Consider the following 18,159-nt stretch of genomic DNA (forward strand, 5'->3'; position numbering starts at 1 on the left):
GATAGCCATCGGTTGCGAAAGCGCCGATAGCTTTGCCTCGAAGATATACCAACCGGCTGGTTGGTTGGGCGTGGGGTGCGACGTTATCGTCCGTAGACTCCACTGCATGGTTCACGGGCCGACAAGCCTCACCCACTGGGGCGCTTTCAGTGCGCGGGTCGAATCCGGGGATATCGCAGAGGTCACGCCACTGGCCGGCGACGCCGATCCGTCCCCGCTGCTCGGTAATCTGCCCGGTGCAGTGCGGCACCGGTCCAGAATTGCCGGACCGGCGGTACGCCGCGGCTGGCTCGAGGATGGCCCAGGCCCCACAGACCGACGCGGCTCCGACGAGTTCGTCGCGGTGTCCTGGGATGAGCTGACCGAACTGCTCGCCGCCGAGCTGCGGCGGATCGTCGACACGCACGGGAACGAAGCGATTTACGGCGGTTCCTACGGTTGGGCCAGCGCGGGCAGATTCCATCACGCGCAGAGCCAGGTACACCGATTCCTCAAACTACTTGGCGGTTACACATTTTCGCGGCATTCCTACAGCCTGGGTGCGACCGGCGTGATCATGCCGCGGGTGGTGGGCACCCACGACGATCTGTTCAAACGATCCACCAGTTGGGATGTCATCGCCACCCATACCGATCTGCTGGTGTGCTTCGGTGGCGTTGGACTGAAGAACACCAGCGTCAATCATGGTGGGACGACTGCACATCCGGCGCGCGAGGCGTTGGCCCGATTCCGCGAGCGTGGCGGACAGATCGTGTCCGTGAGCCCACTGCGCGACGATGTCGACGGCAACTGCGAATGGCTGGCGCCGGTGCCGGGCACCGACGTCGCGATCATGCTGGCACTGGCGTATGTCTTGGCGACCGAGGCGCTCGGCGACCGCGACTTCCTCGACACTTACTGCACTGGCTATGACAGGTTCGAGCGGTATCTTCTCGGCACCGATGACGGAGTCGCGAAATCGCCGGAGTGGGCCGCCGATATCTGTCGGCTACCGGCACAGACCTTGCGAGACTTGGCCCGCCGGATGGCAGCCGGCCGCACCATTGTCACCGTCAGCTGGTCGCTGCAACGGGTGCGCTACGGAGAGCAAGCGCCGTGGATGGGACTGACCCTGGCCGCCATGCTGGGCCAGATCGGGCTTCCCGGTGGCGGTTTCGGCCATGGCTACGGTTCGATGAACGAGCCGGGCCTACCACCGATCCGCTGCCGCTTGCCAGTTTTCCCTCAGGGCTCCAACCCGGTGACGACGTTCATCCCGGTCGCCGCAGTCAGCGATATGCTGCTACACCCCGGCGAATCCTACGATTACAACGGCCAGACACTGCGGTTCCCCGACATCCGCTGCGTGTACTGGGCCGGCGGAAACCCGTTTCACCACCATCAGAATCTGCCGCGCTTGCGACGGGCCCTCGGGCGGGTCGACACGGTCGTGGTGCACGATCCGTACTGGACAGCGATGGCCAGGCACGCCGATATCGTCGTACCGTCGACCACGGCCTTTGAGCGAGACGACTTCTCGGGTTCGCGCAACGACCCACTGCTGATGGCGATGCCCGCATTGACCGAGCCGTTTGCCCAGTCCCGCAACGACTATCAGACGTTCGCCGCCCTCGCCGAGCGCCTCGGCTTCGGTGCCGCATTCACAGAGGGCCGCACCGATCGGGACTGGCTCACGGCCATGTACGACAAATGGGCTGCGGACCTGGATTTCGCTGTGCCGTCATTCGACGAGTTCTGGCGCGCCGGGCAGCTGCGGCTGCCGGTGGAAGACGGCCTGACGCTGCTTGCCGACTACCGCTCCGACCCACAGGCGCACCGACTGGCCACCCCGAGTGGACGCATCGAAATCTTCTCCGCCGCTATCGACAGCTTCGGCTACGCGGACTGCGCGGGTCATCCGCACTGGTACGAACCCACCGAATGGCTCGGCGGCGAGCGGGCGCAGCGTTTTCCACTGCACCTGATAGCCAACCAGCCCAGGACGCGTCTACACAGCCAGCTCGACGGCGGCGCCACCAGTCAGCAATCGAAAGTGCAAGGGCGTGAACCGATCCGGATGCATCCCGATGATGCGTCGGCACGCGGACTGGCCGACGGCGATATCGTTCGGGTTTTCAACGACCGCGGCTCGTGCCTGGCCGGCCTGATCCTCGACGAGGGGCTGCGAACCGAAGTCGTACAACTGGCCACCGGCGCCTGGTATGACCCGCAGGATGCGGGAGACCTCGACGCGATGTGCGTGCACGGCAACCCTAATGTCCTGACAGACGATATCGGCACCTCATCGCTGGCCCGCGGCTGCACCGGAGCCCACGTGCTGGTTCAGGTGGAAAAGTTCACCGACGCGGTGCCGCCGGTCCGGGCGCACGAACCACCGCCGTTGGCCAGCAGGTGAGGTGTCCGTCAGGCCCGCCCGGCCTGGCGAAAGACAGTGCGGCTTAACGCTTCTTGTTCATCGCAATCTCTGTTGCCGAGCTCTGGTCAGACTTCGCGTGCTTATCGGCACGCTTTTCCTTCAACGTCTTGCCGGATTTCTTCGTCATACCCTGGCGCGGAGACTTGTCAGCCATGTCGGACCCCTTAGTTGGGGGCCTGAATGGTCCCGATCGGCCCACCCTACCCCTGCAGGTTGCGATTCGGCCGAACGATGAATTGGTCTGAATCCCGGCGAAATAGGTCTACCGTGGCAGGTGCGGGCCGCGCGCAGCGCCGCCGCACGATGAAACAGGATGCTTTGCAGATGAATATATTCGGTGTGCCCCATGCGTCCGCTTAAACTCGGCGTCATCTCGCGCACCCGCAAAGAGAACGAGCACCGCCTGCCGCTGCATCCCCTGCACCTAGAGCGTATCGACGCTGACCTGCGAGATGCCATTTTCATCGAAGACGGCTACGGCGAGCATTTCGGAGTCAAGGACGCAGATTTGGCGGCGTCAGTCGCCGGAATCCTGCCGCGCGAGCAGTTGATTGCGCAGTGTGATGTCATCCTGCTCGCCAAACCGGAGACCGAAGACCTTGCCGAGCTGCGCGACGGTCAGGTGTTGTGGGGCTGGCCGCACTGCGTGCAGAACCAGCAACTGGCGCAGGAGGCGATCGACCGCCGCCAGACCCTGATCGCTTTCGAGGCGATGAACCACTGGCGCGCCGACGGCTCCTTCAAACTCCATGTGTTCCACAAGAACAATGAGATGGCCGGCTACTGCTCGGTGCTGCACGCCTTGGAGATCATCGGATCGACCGGGACGTACGGCCGGCGGATGCGGGCCGCGGTGATTGGCTTCGGCTCCACCGCACGCGGGGCGGTCACTGCACTGAATGCCATCGGCGTCCACGACATCGACATCCTGACCAACCGGGACGTCTCGGCGGTGGCCTCGCCGATTCACTCCGCGAACATCATGCATTTCGACACAGACCTACCGGTGAGCCACGTGGTCACCGACGACGGCGACGTGCCATTGGCAGAGTTCCTCGCCGAGCACGACATCGTGGTCAACTGCGCACTGCAGGACACCGATGCACCGCTGATGTTCCTGTTCGACGACGACCTCGCCGCGTTCCGACCGGGCTCCCTCATCATCGACGTATCCTGCGACGAGGGAATGGGTTTCAGTTGGGCGAAGCCGACCTCATTCGAATCCCCGGCCTTCATCGTCGGTGACAACATCACCTACTACGCCGTCGACCACAGCCCGTCATATCTGTGGAACGCCGCCACCTGGGAGATCAGCGAGGCGCTGCTGCCCTTGCTGCGTCCGGTGCTCACCGGCCCGGAATCCTGGCAGCGCGATCAGACCATCCGACGTGCCATCGAAATCCGCGACGGGGTGGTGCTCAACCCGAACATCCTGTCCTTCCAAGGGCGATCAGCGGACTACCCGCACCCCATCGAACTTGACGGATCACCACTTCACAACAGCACCAACCGACTAGGAGTCACCTCATGACCGCATCCATCGTCCGCCTCTCGCCCTACGAGAGCCGCCTCAAGCTCGTCGAAGAGGCTCTGACGACGAACTCCAAGCTCGACGCCGACAGCGCGAATGGACTTGCCGTGCACGTACTTGCCGCACTGGCCTCCATCCCGGAAAAGGTGCGCTGACTCAGCCTGCGCCGCGCAGCAACAGCGGCATCGTCACCTCAGCGAGGGTGACAGGGTCGATCGGGTAGGACACCGTCCCCTCGGCCTGTGACCACCGTGCCAGCCACTGGTCAGCACGGCGACGAACCAACACCACAATCGGTGGGCAGATGACGGTTTCGTCCTTGAGTTGTCTCGCCAGCCCCAATCCCCCAACCGGGGTTGCCTCGGCGTCCAGGATGGCGAGGTCGACAACGCCCGCGGCAACCCGCTGCTCAAGGGCGGCGGCGGTGGCCACCTCGATGCAACGGATGCGCAACTGAGAGTGCCGCCCAGTCCCGATGGCGGCCAGCACGTCGGCGCGAGTTCGCCTGTTGTCGCTGTAGACCACGACATCGAAGATGTCGTCGCCGTCATCGTGGGGCGCGCTCATAGCTGCCGATGGTAAGAGCAGAGCTACCCGCCCTGCCATAGGTTTGTCGCCCAAACCCCCAGCGGGCCACCCAGTCGGGGGATGGCTCTGCGCCGTTTCCACCGCAGCATGAGTCATGCTCACCAACCACACGACGCTCGTCCGGTTTCTTATCGAGGAACGGCGTCGGTATCCCGATGCCAGCGGCGACCTGAACTCGTTGGTCCTCGATGTCGCACTGGCCTGTAAGGCCATCGCCCAGCGACTGGCCCAAGGTGAGCTCGGCGGCATCCTCGGGTCCGCCGGCGCGGTGAATGTCCAGGGTGAGGTCCAGCAGAAGCTCGACGTGTTGGCCAACGAGTACTTCCTGCGCGCCAACGAATGGGGCGGCCAGGTCGCCGGGATGGCGTCAGAAGAACTCGTGGATCCCTACCTCCTACCGAGCCAATTCCCGCGTGGAAAATACCTGCTGATCTTCGATCCCCTCGATGGATCGTCGAATATCGACGTCAATGTCTCTGTCGGGAGCATCTTTTCGATTCTCCGGGCACCACGGGTCGGGGCGGATCCCGACCTGCAAGATTTCCTGCAGCCAGGTACCGAGCAGGTTTGCGCCGGGTACGCCATCTACGGCCCGTCGACCATGCTGGTGCTTACCGTCGGCACCGGCGTCCACGCCTTCACGTTGGACCCGACTCTCGGTGAGTTCATTCTGACCCGGCCAAACATCCGAATACCCGGCGCTACCGGCGAATTCGCCATCAACGCATCCAATCGCCGGTTCTGGGAGCCTGCCGTGCGGCAGTACATCGACGAATGCCTCGCAGGCAAAGCCGGTTCGCGCGGTAAGGATTTCAACATGCGGTGGGTGGCGTCCCTGGTCGCCGAGACACATCGAATCCTCACCCGCGGTGGAGTGTTCCTGTATCCCCGGGACTCCAAGGACCCGACAAAGCCGGGTCGGCTCCGGTTGCTGTACGAGGCATCGCCGGTAGCACTGCTGATCGAGCAGGCCGGTGGTCGAGCCAGCACTGGACGTACCAGGGTGTTGGACATCGTTCCCACCGATCTACATCAGCGGGTGCCGTTGATCTTCGGTGCCGCTGACGAAGTCGACCGCATCGAGGCCTATCACCGCGACAGCAACGACGCCGGCGGCCACGAACCTCTCTACGGCACCAGGGGCCTGTTCCGCACATTCGTGAGCTGACCGCCGCATCCGACGCAGGCCAAGAAGGAGATCGTCATGTCCCGCTTGCATCCCATCATTTCCGTCACCGGTTCCTCGGGTGCTGGAACGACCTCTGTCATGCGAACATTCGCGCAGATATTTCGCCGCGAAGAGATGAACGTCGCCTTCGTCGAAGGTGACAGCTTTCATCGCTACGACCGCGCCGAGATGAAAGCGGCGATCGCCGAAGCCCATGATCGCGGCGACCACACCTTCAGTCATTTCGGCCCGGAAGCCAACCTCTTCGAGGAACTTCGCGACCTGTTCCAGTGCTACGGCGAGACCGGCACCGGCAAAATCCGACGCTACCTGCACAACGACGAGGAAGCCGAACCCTTCGGCCAGGAGCCCGGTACCTTCACCCCGTGGGAGGTGCTGCCCGACGATACCGATGTGCTGTTCTACGAGGGTCTACACGGTGCGGTCGTCACCGACGAGGTCAACATCGCCCAGCATGCCGATCTTCGGATCGGGGTGGTGCCCGTGATCAACCTCGAGTGGATCCAGAAGCTGCACCGCGACAAGTTCGCCCGCGGGTACACCTCGGAAGCGGTGACCGATACGATCCTGCGCAGGATGCCCGATTACGTCAATTACATGTGCACCCAGTTCTCCCACACTGATGTGAACTTTCAGCGAGTCCCGGTCGTCGATACCTCGAATCCGTTTGTCGCCCGGTCCATCCCGACCGCAGACGAGTCGATGCTGATCATCAGATTCCGCGATCCACACGGTATCGATTTTCCGTACATGCTCTCGATGCTGCACGACTCCTTCATGTCACGGGCAAACACCATCGTCTGCCCCGGCGGCAAGATGGACTTGGCCATGCAGCTGATCTTCACGCCGATGGTGCTGCGACTGCTTGAGCGGCGCAGAGCTGAGCTGTCCGCACGCTGATCGCTACCGCAGGACAGATCCTGCGGTCTGCGCCAGTTCCATCAGCGGTGCAGGCAGGATTCCAAGGACAATTGTGGTGACCGCCGCCAATGCTATTGCCACAGAGACTAATCGGGTCGGTGCCACCATAGGTGGCGGATCGACGGGTGCATCGGTGAAGAACATGACCACCAGGATCCGCGCGTACACGAAGACCGTGACCGCGCTGGCGAGCACCCCGACGATGACGAGCACCCCGGCGCCGCTTTCCCCTGCCGCCTTGAAGACACCGAACTTGCCGACAAATCCTCCGGTCAGCGGGATACCCGCGAACGAGAGCAGGAACACCGAAAAGGCGATCGCCACCACGGGGTCGCGACGACCAAGGTTGGCCCACTGCGCGATACCGGTCACCTCTTCGCCCGCGGCGTCGCGGACCAGGCCGATGACCGCGAAGGCGCCGACCGTACTGACCGCGTAGACGAACAGATACACCAACGTCGCCGTGATCCCGGCGTGGCTGTCGGCCGAGAGTCCGACCAGGAGGAAACCCGCCTGTGCGACAGCGGAATACGCGAGGAGACGTTTCACATCGGTCTGCGTCACCGCCAGTGCCGCGCCGACGACCATCGTCAACATCGCCGCGCCCCAGATTACGGGCTGCCAGTCGGCCCGCAGCTGCGGAAGGGCTACGGAGAAGATGCGCAGCATCGCGCCGAAGGCGGCCACCTTGGTGGCCGCGGCCATGACGGCGGTGATCGGGGTGGGCGCGCCCTGGTAGACGTCGGGAACCCAGGAGTGAAATGGCACCGCACCGACTTTGAACAGCAGCCCCACCAACAGCAGACCGACACCGGTCAGCGCCAGCGACCAGTCCCCCGGTGCCGCAGAGAGAGCGGGGCCGATCTCGGTGAGTCGCAGCGTGCCGGTCGCCCCGTAGAGCAGGGCCGCCCCGAAAAGGAACAGTCCTGACGAGAATGCCCCGAGCAGAAAGTATTTCAGCGCGGCTTCCTCAGAGAGCAGTCGCTTATGCCGGGCCAGCCCGGACAGTAGGTATAACGGCAGGGACAGCACTTCTAGTGCAATGAACAGGGTGAGCAGATCGTTGGCGGCGGGGAAGATCATCATGCCGGCGACGGCGAACAATGCCAACGGGAACACCTCGGTCTGCATGACACCGAATTTCGTGGCCGCCGACTCCAGTATGCTGCCCGGTACGGACGACGCCTGCGGGGTGAAGGATGCCAAGCCGTGGTGAGCATGACTCCGCTCGGCGATGAGCGGGAGCGTGAGTAATGCCACGAGGACGACGGTGGCCTGGACGAATAATGTCAGTCCGTCGATGGTCAGGGCACCCATCATGGCGGTCTGTCGGCTGCCGGCCAGGGTCACCACCGCCAGCAGCGCCGCCGATAGTGCGACGCCGGTGATGATCACCTGCAGGCGATAGCGGTGGCTGCGGGGGGCGAACGCCTCGACCGCTACGCCGACGACGGCGGCGCCGAGCACGATCAACATCGGTGCGATGAGGCGGTATTCGATAGTCAGGGCGGCGGTCATCGGGCGGGTCCCTCCGCTGTTCTCGGGGTTGGATCCCGCTGGTCGATGGTGGTCAGCGTGTGCTCGACGGCGGGGTTGATGATGTCCAGTGCGGGTTTGGGGTAGACGCCGAGGATGAGTAGTAGGGCGATCAGGGGTGCGACGACGGCGATTTCTCGTGGGCGCAGGTCACGTACTGTTTCGGTTCCGTCGGTGACGGGGCCGGCCATCATGCGTTGGTAGAGCCAGAGGAGGTAGATCGCCGATAGGACAAGAGCGCCGGAGGCGATGACGGCGAAGGCCGGGTAGCGGGTGAATGTGCTGATCAGGACTAGGAATTCGCTGATGAACGGGGCCAGCCCGGGGAGCGCAATCGTCGCCATCCCGGCAGTCAAGAAGGTTCCTGCCAGGATGGGGGCGACTTTTTGGACTCCGCCGTAGGCGGCGATGAGGCGGGTGCCGCGTTGGGAGACCAGGAAGCCGGCGATCAGGAACAGCGCGGCAGTGGAGATGCCGTGGTTGACCATGTAGAGGGTGGAGCCGGATTGGCCCTGGCTGGTCATGACGAAGATGCCCAGGATGATGAAGCCGAAGTGGCTGATCGAGGTGTAGGCGATCAGCCGCATCACGTCGGTCTGCCCGATCGCCAGGATGGCCCCGTAGATGATGCCGATGACGGCGAGGGTGATGATGAAGGGGCGGAACAGGGTTGAGGCGTCGGGGAACAGTTGCAGGCAGTAGCGCAGCATGCCGAAGGTGCCGACCTTGTCGACGACGGCCATCATCAGCACCGCGGTCGCGGGCGTCGATTCGACAACGGCGCCGGGCAACCAGGTATGGAACGGCCATAGCGGTGCCTTGACCGCGAAGGCGAACATGAAGCCCAGGAAAAGCGCATTCATGATCGCCGGATTTGCGTTCAAGCGGCCGCCGCTGACGGCATCGACGATCGCCCGGAAATCGAACGTCCCCGCCACGAAAGCACCACTGTTGGCGGTCACCACGTACAAACCGATCACCGCGGCCAACATGATCAGACCGCTGAACAGCCCGTACAACAGAAACTTCAGCGCGGCCCGACCACCATCGGCGCTCGCAAACGCACCGATCAGGAAGTACATCGGGATCAGCATGGCCTCGAAGAACACGAAGAACAGAAGGACATCCAACGCAATGAGCGACACGATGACCGTCGACTCCACCACCAGAATCAACGCCACATACGTCCTGACGTTCTTGGTGTCGTTCCAGCCGGCCAACAATAGGATTGGCACCAGGACGACCGTCAGTAAGACCAGGACCAATGCGATACCGTCCAGGCCGAGCAGGTATCCGGTGCCGAAAGCCGTTATCCAACTGTGCTTCTCGACGAACTGATACCGCTCACCCGCGGGGTCGAATCGGACCGCGATCAGCACGGCCATCACCAGCGTGACCGACGCAAACACCAGCGCCGCCGATTTGGCGATCCCGGACCGGCGCGCGGGTACGGCCGCGACAACGCCTGCGCCGACCAGCGGCATGACCCACAGCGCGCTCAACACTGGGAGCGCGGTCACGCGATTCTCACCATAGCCAGGCCCGCTATCACCGCGGTGGCGCCGAGGAAGATCGCCAGCGCATACGAGCGGGCAAACCCGGTCTGCATCCGGCGCACCCGCAGGGACACACCGCCGATCAGGCGCGGCACCCCCTCGACGAGGGCGTCGATACCCCGGGCGTCGGTGACAACCACGGCGTGACAGAGGTGTTGCCCCGGCACCATCAGTACCCGCTCGTTGAAGACGTCGCCGTAGAGATCATTGCGGGCAGCCACGGCGGGTAGCGAGACCCATTCAGAGGCAGTACTTTTCACGTTCGTGGCGTACATGCGGTAGGCGATGGCGGCGCCGGTGGCGACAACAGCCAGGGTGATGGTGGTGATTACCCAGATCGGGGTGGTGTGTTCGGCTTCGGGCACGGCGCCGACGACCGGCTCGAGCCAGTGTTCCAGGGTGCCGCCGATGGCCAGGAGCGCGCCGGCGCCGACGGAGCCGATCGCGAGGACGATCATGGGGGCGGTCATCGAGACTGGTGATTCATGGGGATGAGTATCTGGTTTCCAGCGTTTCTGGCCGAAGAAGGTCAAGAGCATGACCCGGGTCATGTAGAACGCGGTGATCCCGGCACCGAGCAGTGCCGCGCCACCGAGGAGCCAGCCCTTGATACCGCCTGCCGCGAAGGCGGTCTCGATGATGGCGTCTTTGGAGAAGAACCCGGCGAACGGTGGTACCCCGATGATGGCCAGATAGCCCAGCCCGAACGTGACGAACGTGATCGGCATCAGTGTGCGCAGGCCGCCGTAGCGGCGCATATCGGTCTCCTCGTTCATGGCGTGCATGACCGATCCGGCACCCAGGAACAGCCCGGCTTTGAAGAAACCGTGGGTCAGCAGGTGCATGATCGCCACCGCGTACCCGGCCGGACCCAAGCCGGCGGCCAGGACCATGTAACCGATCTGGGACATGGTGGAGGCGGCCAACGCTTTTTTGATGTCATCTTTCGCGCAGCCGATCACAGCCCCGAACAACAGGGTGACCGCGCCGACAGTCACCACCGCTAGTTGGGCGTGCGGGGCCAGATCAAAGACCGGCCCGGAGCGGACGATCAGGTACACCCCGGCGGTGACCATGGTCGCGGCATGGATCAACGCACTGACGGGGGTGGGTCCTTCCATGGCATCACCAAGCCAGCACTGCAACGGCACCTGGGCGGACTTCCCACACGCCGCTAACAGCAGCAGTAGTCCGATGGCGTTGAGGGTGGCCGGGGTTTGGGTGGGGGCGGCGTCGAATACCGCGGCGTAGGAGATGGAGCCGATCTGGGCGAACATGACCATCAGGGCAATGGCCAGGCCGATATCGCCGACCCGGTTGACGACGAACGCTTTTTTCGCCGCGGCAGCCGCGGAGGGTTTGGCCGACCAGAACCCGATCAGCAGATACGACGCCAACCCGACCCCTTCCCATCCGACGTAGAGCCCGAGATAGTTGTCGGCCAGGACCAGCAGCAGCATGGCGGCGACGAAGAGGTTGAGGTAGGCGAAAAACCTTCTGCGGTCGGGGTCCTCTTTCATGTAGCCGATGGAGTACAGGTGGATCAGGGATCCGACCCCGGTGATCAGCAACACGAAACACACGCTCAGCGCGTCGAGTTGGAGCCCGAAATCGACGTGCAGGGCAGCGACCGGCACCCAGGAGAACAGTGTCTGGCCGATGACCCGGTCGTCGGGGACCCGGTGCAGCAGATCCACGAATTGCACCACCGCCCAGCCGAACGCGGCGATGACGGTCGCACAGCCCAGCAGGTGGCCCCAAGCGTCTGTTTTGCGCCCACCCAACAACAGCACCGCCGCACCGATCAAGGGCAGCAGGATCAGCCAGAGCACAGTCATGATCGCCCCTAGCCTTTGAGGAGGTGGGCGTCGTCGACGTCGGCGGTGCGCCGGCTGCGGTAGATGCTCATGATGATCGCTAACCCGACCACTACTTCGCAGGCGGCGACGACCATGGTGAAAAATGCCACCACCTGCCCGTCGAGGTGGCCATGCATGCGCGAGAACGTCACGAACGCCAAATTGCAGGCATTGAGCATCAACTCCACACACATGAACATCACAATCGCGTTATGCCGCAACAACACCCCCGCCGCACCAACCGTGAACAACAACGCCGACAAATACAGATAGTTATCCGGATTCATTGCGCGACATCCCGACTTGCGGGCGCCGTCGCTGCGGTGCCACCGGCAACCAGCAGTGTCAGTTCCACTCCCCTGCGGTGCAACGTCCGGCTCACCGACAGCTCACACAGTGAGCCGTCCGGAAGTCGACCGGGGATATCCACCGCGTTATGACGGGCGTAGACGCCGGGTGCGGGCATGGGGGTGCCATGACCTCCGGCACGGAACCGATCTTCGGAGAGTTCGCGTTGGTCTTTGCGGCGTTCCAGCCGCTCTCGATGGGTCAGCACCATCGCCCCCAGGGCCGCGGTGATCAGCAACGCACTGGTCAACTCGAACGCCCACAAATACTTCGTGAAGATCAGCACCGCCAACCCCCGGACATTGTCACCTCTTTCGGCCGCGCCAGTGGTGCTGGTCACCGAACCGCCGGCAATGGTGGCGATCAGCAACAGTCCGAAGCCCAGGCCACTACAGGTTGACGCAACCCGTTGTCCGCGAAGCACTTCTGTCAACGATGCTCTCGAATCCACGCCGATGAACATCAGCACGAACAGGAACAACATCATCACCGCACCCGTGTAGACCACCACCTGCACCACCCCGAGAAACACCGCCCCCTGCACGATGTAAAGAACCGCCAGCACCAGCATCGTGGCGGCCAGAAACATCGCCGAATACACGGCCTTGCGGGCGGCGACCACACCAATAGCGCCGACCATGGCGATCACCGCCAGCACCCAGAACGTCACCGACTCCCACAGGGCCGTCATCGAACGATCTCCGCAGCAACAGAATCGGGTGACACCAGCAGTCTGTCCTTGCCGTAGATCAGATCAGAGCGGTTGTCACCGGCCATCTCGAACTCGTTGGTCATGGTCAGCGCGCGGGTGGGGCAGGCCTCGATGCACAAGCCGCAACCGATACAGCGCAGATAGTTGATCTGATACACCCGGCCGTAACGCTCACCGGGTGAAAAGCGTTCACCCTCGGCATTATCGGCACCCTCGACGTAGATCGCATCAGCCGGACAGGCCCACGCGCACAACTCACAGCCGATGCACTTCTCCAACCCGTCGGCATACCGGTTGAGCTGATGACGACCGTGATAACGGGGCGCCGTCGGTGAAGCCTGCTCGGGATACTCCTCGGTGATCGGCTTGGCGAACATCGTCCGCAGCGTCACCCCGAAACCTGCCGACGTGCCACGCAGCTCAGACATCCTGACTCCCAAAACTCAGTAGTGCGCCATTGCGGATCGACGCCCCGTTGTGGACCGGTACGGCAGCATCGGGAACCACCAATCGCGTCGTTGACTGTTGGCCGGGCAGCGGTGGAACGGGGAAACCCCCGGCACCAGGGTCGAACGGTTCGTCAGGTATCCGCAGTACGCGAGAACCTCTGGTCTGCCGCATCTTCCGCACGGTCAGCGCGGCCGCCACCCCGAGCGCGGTGGTCACGGCCGAGATACCTACCGCCACGCCGACGTTCGCGGCGGGCCAGAGTGTCAGCGAGAGGGCGACCACCATGATCCAGACCAGCGAGACCGGTATCAGCACCTTCCAGCCCAAGGCCATGAACTGGTCGTAGCGCAATCGCGGCAGCGTTGCGCGCAGCCAGATGAAACCGAAGAGGAACACCCAGACCTTGGCGGTGAACCACAGCAGCGGCCACCACCCGGTGTTGGCGCCGCCCCACAGGCTGATCGGCCACGGCGCCTGCCAGCCGCCCAGGAACAATGTCGTCGCCAGTGCCGAGACCGTGGTCATGTTGACGTATTCGGCCAGCATGAACATGGCGAACTTCAGCGACGAGTATTCGGTGTGGAAGCCGCCGACCAGTTCACCCTCGGCTTCGGGCAGATCGAAAGGCGCCCGGTTGGTTTCACCGACCATCGAGGTGACGTACACCAAAAACGACGGCAACAGCAGGAACACATACCAGGTGTGGGTCTGGGCGGCAACGATTCCCGAGGTCGACATGGTGCCCGCATACAAAAACACCGCGGCGAACGACAGTGCCATCGCGATCTCGTAGGACACCACCTGCGCACTGGAACGCAATCCACCCAGCAGCGGATACGTCGAGCCCGATGCCCAACCGGCCAACACGATCCCGTACACCCCGACCGAGGTGACCGCCAGCACATAGAGCACCGCGACAGGCAGGTCCGTCAGTTGCAGTGCGGTCCGGTGACCGAAAACCGAAACCAGCCCACCCATGGGGATGACCGCAAACGCCATGAACGCCGGGATCACCGCGATGACGGGGGCCATCAAATAGATGGGTTTGTCCACCCCGGCGGGAGTGATGTCCTCTTTGAGCGCCAGTTTCACGCCGTCTGCCAGACTCTGCAGCACTCCGCCCGGGCCAACCCGGTTGGGGCCGACACGCATCTGCATCCGCGCCAGCACCTTGCGCTCCGCGACGATCGCCACCAGCACCGTCAGGAGTAGGAAGACAAACACCGCAACGGCTTTCGCGACGACAAGCCAGAACGGGTCTTGGCCGAATGCGGACAGATTCGGATAGTCCATCACGTGGCCCCGCCGATCCGGACGACAGCCCCGTTGGTGACGCCGAGCTCGCGGTGCACGGCGCTGCGTGGCGAGTTCATCGGCAGCCACACCACCCGGTCGGGCATCTCCGTGACAACCAGCGGCAGAGTGATCACCCCCCGCTCGGTGGACACGGTGATCGGGTCACCAGCTGTGGCCGCGATTTCCGCGGCGGTGGCCGGTGACAGCCGCGCGACCGGTTCTCGTGCGGTGCCGGCCAGATTGTGGTCTCCGTCCTGAAGTCGACCGGCGTCCAGCAACATTCGCCACGTCGCCAGAACGGCTTCGCCAACGCCGGGACACGGCAGCGACGTAGCCGGCAGGGCATCCAGTGGCAGAACACTCCCGTTCCACGGGCCCAACCGTGCCAACTCCGCACGCGCCTGATGACCGTCGCTAAGCCCCAATGGGTGGCCCATCTCGTCGGCGAGAGCGCTGAGCACCCGCAGATCGGCAGCGGCACCGGTGGTCAACGCCTGGTCGAAATAGCGTTGCCGCCCTTCCCAGTTCACGAATGTGCCGGCCTTTTCGACGACGGGTGCGACGGGAAAGACGACGTCGGCACGCTCGGTGACCGCGCTGGTGCGCAATTCCAGGCTGACCACGAACGGCACAGCATCGATCGCGGCAACGGCACTCTGCGGGTTGGGCAGATCCTCAAGCTCGACACCGCCGATCAGCAGCGCCGCGAGCTGCCCACGTCGGGCCGCATCCAGGATGTGCGTGGTCCCCCGGCCAGGTGTGCTAGGTAGGGTCGCAACATCCCAGACAACGCTGACCTGTTCCCTCGCCCTCGGGTGGCTGACCGGTCGCCCGCCGGGCAACACCCCCGGCAGACATCCGGCGGTCACTGCACCACGGTCACCGGCCCGACGCGGTATCCACACCAGCCGGGCACCGCTGCGCTGCGCCAATAACTGCGCGGCAGTGAACGCACCCGGTGCGGTGGCCAGCCGTTCACCGACCAGAAGCACCGCGCCCGGCTCGCGCAACCGCGGGTCGTCCTGCAGATCAGCGAGCGCTGCGGCCTCATGGCCGGGTGCGGTGGCGATCAGCGTTCCGTTCAATTTCGCCAGCCCCTGAGTGGCGAACGGTGCGATGGAGTAGATCTTCACACCGCGCGTACGGGCCGCCTTCCGCAGGCGCAGGAACACCACCGGCGATTCCTCCTCGGGCTCCAGACCGACCAACAGCACCACCGGGGCCTTCTCCAGGTCGCCGTAGGTGACCTCCATCGCGGTACCGCCAATACCGGCCAGAAATATCTCTTCCTCGACCGAGTGGGGCCGGCTCCTGAAGTCGATATCGTTGGTGGTCAAGGCAATCCGCGCGAACTTGCTGTAGGCGTAGGCATCTTCCAACGTCGAACGACCGCCGACGAGTACCCCGGCGCGCCCGGCGGCGGCGGTCAGGCCACGCGCCGCAACGGTCAGTGCCTCCGACCAGGAAGCCGCTCGTTGGGTGCCGTCGGGGTCACGGACCAGCGGGGTGGTGAGCCGGTCGGCCTGGGTCGGGTAGCGAAAAGCCCACCGGCCCTTGTCACAATTCCATTCCTCGTTGACCGCGGGATCGTCGCCGGCCAGCCGACGTAACACGGTGCCGCGCCGGTGATCGGTGCGCTGCGCGCAGCCCGATGCGCAGTGCTCACACACACTCGGTGTCGAGCTGAGGTCGAACGGGCGGGCCCGGAACCGGTACGCGGTGCCGGTCAACGCTCCGACGGGGCAGATTTGCACGGTGTTGCCGGAGAAGTACGAGTCGAACGGCTGGCCCGTGGCGATCCCGACCTGTTGCAGCGCACCACGTTCCAGCAGCTCGATGAACGGATCGCCGGCCACCTGCTCGGAGAACCGGGTGCAGCGCGCACACAATACGCAGCGCTCACGATCGAGTAGTACCTGTGTCGACAGGTTGATCGGTTTGGGGTAAGTACGTTTCACCTTGTCGAACCGAGTTTCCGCCTGACCGCCGGACATCGCCTGGTTCTGCAGTGGGCACTCCCCGCCCTTGTCACACACCGGGCAGTCCAGTGGATGGTTGATCAGCAGCAGTTCCATCACACCCTGTTGCGCCTTCTGGGCACTCGCCGAGGTGTGTTGGGTGCGGACGATCATGTCCTGTGCCACCGGGGTGGTGCATGAGGCCATCGGTTTACGCTGACCTTCCACCTCGACTAGACATTGCCGGCACGCGCCTACCGGTTCCAGCAGCGGGTGATCGCAGAACCGCGGGATCTGCACGCCGATCAGTTCCGCGGCCCGAATCACCAACGTGCCCAACGGCACACTGACTCGCTGATCGTCGATGGTGAGCGTGACGTGCGCGGTCATGCCTGCCCACTTCCTTCGCCGAGCAGACGCAAAGCTCCCTCGACACGCCGACGAACGGGGGACGTATGCGTCTGCTCGCGGGAGGAAGGTGACATCGCACCCGACACCTGCTGCGGCGCCGCGAGCATCGCGGCCCGTGGATCGAATGGGCAGCCCCCGTGCAGGTGCGCCAGGTATTCGTCGCGGAAATGCGTGACCGAGGAGATGATCGGGCTTGCGGCACCGTCGCCCAACGCGCAGAAGGACTTTCCGGACAGGGTGTCGGCGATATCGAGCAGCTTCTGCACATCCTGCGGTCCCGCGGTGCCGGTCTCCAGCCCTTCATAAAGCTGCGTCAGCCAGTACGTGCCCTCCCGGCACGGGGTGCACTTCCCACAGGACTCATGGGCGTAGAACCGGGTCCACCGGCGCACGGCCCGCACGACGCATGTCGTCTCGTCGAAGATCTGCAGGGCCTTGGTACCGAGCATTGACCCGACCGACGCGACGCCCTCGTAGTCCAGCGGAATATCGAGGTGCTCGGCGGTCAGCATGGGGGTCGACGAACCACCCGGTGTCCAGAACTTCAAGGTGTGACCGGTGCGGATTCCACCGGCATGTGCCAGCAGCTCACGCAACGTTGTGCCCAGTGGGGCCTCGTACTGACCGGGCCGCGTCACATGCCCGGACAGTGAGTACATCGTGAAGCCGGGCGACCGCTCCGTGCCCATGGAGGTGAACCACGCCGCACCGTTGGTCAGGATCGGCGGCACGCTGGCGATGGATTCCACGTTGTTCACCACAGTCGGGCAGGAGTAGAGGCCGGCCTCGGCGGGAAATGGCGGGCGCAGTCGGGGCTGACCGCGCCGGCCCTCCAGCGAATCGAGCAGCGCGGTCTCCTCACCGCAGATGTAGGCGCCGGCACCGGCGTGTACCACCAGGTCGAGATCGAAACCGCTGCCACCGATATCGGCGCCCAGGTATCCCGCCGCATAGGCTTCGGCGACAGCCGCGCGCAACCGGCGCAGCACCGACACCACCTCCCCACGCAGATAGATGAACGCGTGCCTGGCCCCGATCGCGTAGGCGGCGATGATGACGCCTTCGATGACGAAGTGCGGTGCCGCCAGCATCAGCGGAATGTCCTTGCACGTGCCAGGTTCGGACTCGTCGGCGTTGATCACCAGGTAGTGCGGTTTGGCGTCAGCATCCGACGATCCCGCCGGGATGAACGACCACTTGGTGCCCGTCGGGAAACCGGCGCCCCCGCGGCCCCGCAGCCCCGACTCCTTCACCAGCGCAATCACTTCGGCCGGTGACATACTCAAGGAGCGGCGCAGCCCCACATACCCGTCGTGACGGAGATAGGTCGGTAGTGTCCACGACTGCGGCTCATCCCAGAACCGGGTCAGGACCGGTGTCAACGCCAT

The 18,159-nt window shown here is 64.1% G+C and carries 14 protein-coding genes and 2 pseudogenes; 5 read left to right on the forward strand and 11 right to left on the reverse strand.

Going from position 1 to position 18,159, the window contains the following annotated elements:
* Positions 1-106 precede the first annotated feature (106 nt).
* A complete protein-coding gene (locus ADBZ9O_RS21970) occupies positions 107-2,395 on the forward strand; it encodes a molybdopterin guanine dinucleotide-containing S/N-oxide reductase (RefSeq protein WP_526525027.1) in 2,289 nt (762 codons plus the stop codon).
* Positions 2,396-2,438: 43 nt separating this feature from the next.
* On the opposite strand, the gene ADBZ9O_RS21975 is transcribed toward ADBZ9O_RS21970, so the two are convergent.
* The gene (locus tag ADBZ9O_RS21975; RefSeq protein WP_526525028.1) at positions 2,439-2,570 is read right to left on the reverse strand and encodes a hypothetical protein; all 132 of its coding nucleotides are present in this window, start codon (positions 2,568-2,570) and stop codon (positions 2,439-2,441) included.
* A 192-nt stretch (positions 2,571-2,762) separates the two neighbouring features.
* Between ADBZ9O_RS21975 and ADBZ9O_RS21980 the strand changes: the two genes are divergently transcribed.
* Both ADBZ9O_RS21980 and ADBZ9O_RS21985 read left to right on the forward strand, forming a co-directional pair.
* On the forward strand, positions 2,763-3,947 hold the full coding sequence (locus ADBZ9O_RS21980) for a N(5)-(carboxyethyl)ornithine synthase (RefSeq protein ID WP_526525029.1): 1,185 nt from the start codon (positions 2,763-2,765) through the stop codon (positions 3,945-3,947).
* Positions 3,944-4,102, forward strand: coding sequence for a DUF6307 family protein (locus tag ADBZ9O_RS21985; RefSeq protein WP_526525030.1), 159 nt, complete (start codon positions 3,944-3,946; stop codon positions 4,100-4,102). Before ADBZ9O_RS21980 ends, ADBZ9O_RS21985 begins: the two co-directional genes overlap by 4 nt.
* 1 nt (position 4,103) lies before the next feature.
* Here ADBZ9O_RS21985 and ADBZ9O_RS21990 read toward each other — a convergent pair whose 3' ends face one another.
* Positions 4,104-4,514, reverse strand: a complete 411-nt coding sequence (locus ADBZ9O_RS21990) for a hypothetical protein (RefSeq protein WP_526525031.1) — start codon at positions 4,512-4,514, stop codon at positions 4,104-4,106.
* A gap of 115 nt (positions 4,515-4,629) precedes the next feature.
* Here ADBZ9O_RS21990 and ADBZ9O_RS21995 point away from each other — a divergent pair, with 115 nt between their 5' ends.
* Positions 4,630-5,703, forward strand: coding sequence for a class 1 fructose-bisphosphatase (locus ADBZ9O_RS21995; RefSeq protein ID WP_526525032.1), 1,074 nt, complete (start codon positions 4,630-4,632; stop codon positions 5,701-5,703).
* Between the two features lie 36 nt (positions 5,704-5,739).
* Positions 5,740-6,624, forward strand: a complete 885-nt coding sequence (locus ADBZ9O_RS22000) for a phosphoribulokinase (RefSeq protein WP_526525033.1) — start codon at positions 5,740-5,742, stop codon at positions 6,622-6,624.
* 3 nt (positions 6,625-6,627) lie between these two features.
* Here the strand turns inward: ADBZ9O_RS22000 and nuoN are convergent, their stop codons facing one another.
* The 9 genes and pseudogenes from nuoN to nuoF form a co-directional block, all read right to left on the reverse strand.
* Positions 6,628-8,163, reverse strand: a complete 1,536-nt coding sequence (gene nuoN, locus ADBZ9O_RS22005; RefSeq protein ID WP_526525034.1) for an NADH-quinone oxidoreductase subunit NuoN — start codon at positions 8,161-8,163, stop codon at positions 6,628-6,630.
* Positions 8,160-9,665 (reverse strand): NADH-quinone oxidoreductase subunit M, encoded by a 1,506-nt coding sequence (locus ADBZ9O_RS22010; protein ID WP_526533380.1) that lies wholly within the window; start codon positions 9,663-9,665, stop codon positions 8,160-8,162. The genes nuoN and ADBZ9O_RS22010 overlap by 4 nt, the downstream gene beginning before the upstream one ends.
* A 32-nt stretch (positions 9,666-9,697) precedes the next feature.
* On the reverse strand, positions 9,698-11,575 hold the full coding sequence (gene nuoL / locus ADBZ9O_RS22015) for an NADH-quinone oxidoreductase subunit L (RefSeq protein ID WP_526525035.1): 1,878 nt from the start codon (positions 11,573-11,575) through the stop codon (positions 9,698-9,700).
* 8 nt (positions 11,576-11,583) lie between these two features.
* Positions 11,584-11,883, reverse strand: coding sequence for an NADH-quinone oxidoreductase subunit NuoK (gene nuoK, locus ADBZ9O_RS22020; RefSeq protein ID WP_526525036.1), 300 nt, complete (start codon positions 11,881-11,883; stop codon positions 11,584-11,586).
* A complete protein-coding gene (locus ADBZ9O_RS22025; RefSeq protein WP_526525037.1) occupies positions 11,880-12,635 on the reverse strand; it encodes an NADH-quinone oxidoreductase subunit J in 756 nt (251 codons plus the stop codon). Before ADBZ9O_RS22025 ends, nuoK begins: the two co-directional genes overlap by 4 nt.
* 35 nt (positions 12,636-12,670) lie before the next feature.
* Positions 12,671-13,084: pseudogene (nuoI, locus tag ADBZ9O_RS22030) on the reverse strand (NADH-quinone oxidoreductase subunit NuoI); the annotation flags it as partial.
* Positions 13,077-14,399: an NADH-quinone oxidoreductase subunit NuoH gene (gene nuoH / locus ADBZ9O_RS22035; RefSeq protein WP_526525038.1), complete on the reverse strand. Its 1,323-nt coding sequence runs from the start codon at positions 14,397-14,399 to the stop codon at positions 13,077-13,079. The gene nuoH and the pseudogene nuoI, both read right to left, overlap by 8 nt.
* On the reverse strand, positions 14,399-16,750 hold the full coding sequence (locus ADBZ9O_RS22040) for an NADH-quinone oxidoreductase subunit G (RefSeq protein ID WP_526525039.1): 2,352 nt from the start codon (positions 16,748-16,750) through the stop codon (positions 14,399-14,401). The genes nuoH and ADBZ9O_RS22040 overlap by 1 nt, the downstream gene beginning before the upstream one ends.
* Before the next feature lie 116 nt (positions 16,751-16,866).
* Positions 16,867-18,159, reverse strand: a pseudogene (gene nuoF, locus ADBZ9O_RS22045) (NADH-quinone oxidoreductase subunit NuoF); the annotation flags it as partial.

The organism is Mycobacterium sp. (assembly GCF_965229105.1).
In the GTDB taxonomy this organism is placed as follows: domain Bacteria; phylum Actinomycetota; class Actinomycetes; order Mycobacteriales; family Mycobacteriaceae; genus Mycobacterium.

Excerpts from the sequence above, each read along its gene's own strand:
- nuoL (WP_526525035.1), bottom strand. The coding sequence starts at position 11,575 with ATGACTGTGCTCTGGCTGATCCTGCTGCCCTTGATCGGTGCGGCGGTG.
- nuoK (WP_526525036.1), bottom strand. The coding sequence starts at position 11,883 with ATGAATCCGGATAACTATCTGTATTTGTCGGCGTTGTTGTTCACGGTT.
- ADBZ9O_RS22000 (WP_526525033.1), top strand. The coding sequence starts at position 5,740 with ATGTCCCGCTTGCATCCCATCATTTCCGTCACCGGTTCCTCGGGTGCT.
- ADBZ9O_RS22040 (WP_526525039.1), bottom strand. The coding sequence starts at position 16,750 with ATGACCGCGCACGTCACGCTCACCATCGACGATCAGCGAGTCAGTGTG.
- ADBZ9O_RS21980 (WP_526525029.1), top strand. The coding sequence starts at position 2,763 with ATGCGTCCGCTTAAACTCGGCGTCATCTCGCGCACCCGCAAAGAGAAC.
- ADBZ9O_RS21985 (WP_526525030.1), top strand. The coding sequence starts at position 3,944 with ATGACCGCATCCATCGTCCGCCTCTCGCCCTACGAGAGCCGCCTCAAG.
- ADBZ9O_RS22010 (WP_526533380.1), bottom strand. The coding sequence starts at position 9,665 with ATGCCGCTGGTCGGCGCAGGCGTTGTCGCGGCCGTACCCGCGCGCCGG.
- ADBZ9O_RS22025 (WP_526525037.1), bottom strand. The coding sequence starts at position 12,635 with ATGACGGCCCTGTGGGAGTCGGTGACGTTCTGGGTGCTGGCGGTGATC.
- ADBZ9O_RS21995 (WP_526525032.1), top strand. The coding sequence starts at position 4,630 with ATGCTCACCAACCACACGACGCTCGTCCGGTTTCTTATCGAGGAACGG.
- ADBZ9O_RS21970 (WP_526525027.1), top strand. The coding sequence starts at position 107 with ATGGTTCACGGGCCGACAAGCCTCACCCACTGGGGCGCTTTCAGTGCG.
- ADBZ9O_RS21975 (WP_526525028.1), bottom strand. The coding sequence starts at position 2,570 with ATGGCTGACAAGTCTCCGCGCCAGGGTATGACGAAGAAATCCGGCAAG.
- ADBZ9O_RS21990 (WP_526525031.1), bottom strand. The coding sequence starts at position 4,514 with ATGAGCGCGCCCCACGATGACGGCGACGACATCTTCGATGTCGTGGTC.
- nuoN (WP_526525034.1), bottom strand. The coding sequence starts at position 8,163 with ATGACCGCCGCCCTGACTATCGAATACCGCCTCATCGCACCGATGTTG.
- nuoH (WP_526525038.1), bottom strand. The coding sequence starts at position 14,399 with ATGGACTATCCGAATCTGTCCGCATTCGGCCAAGACCCGTTCTGGCTT.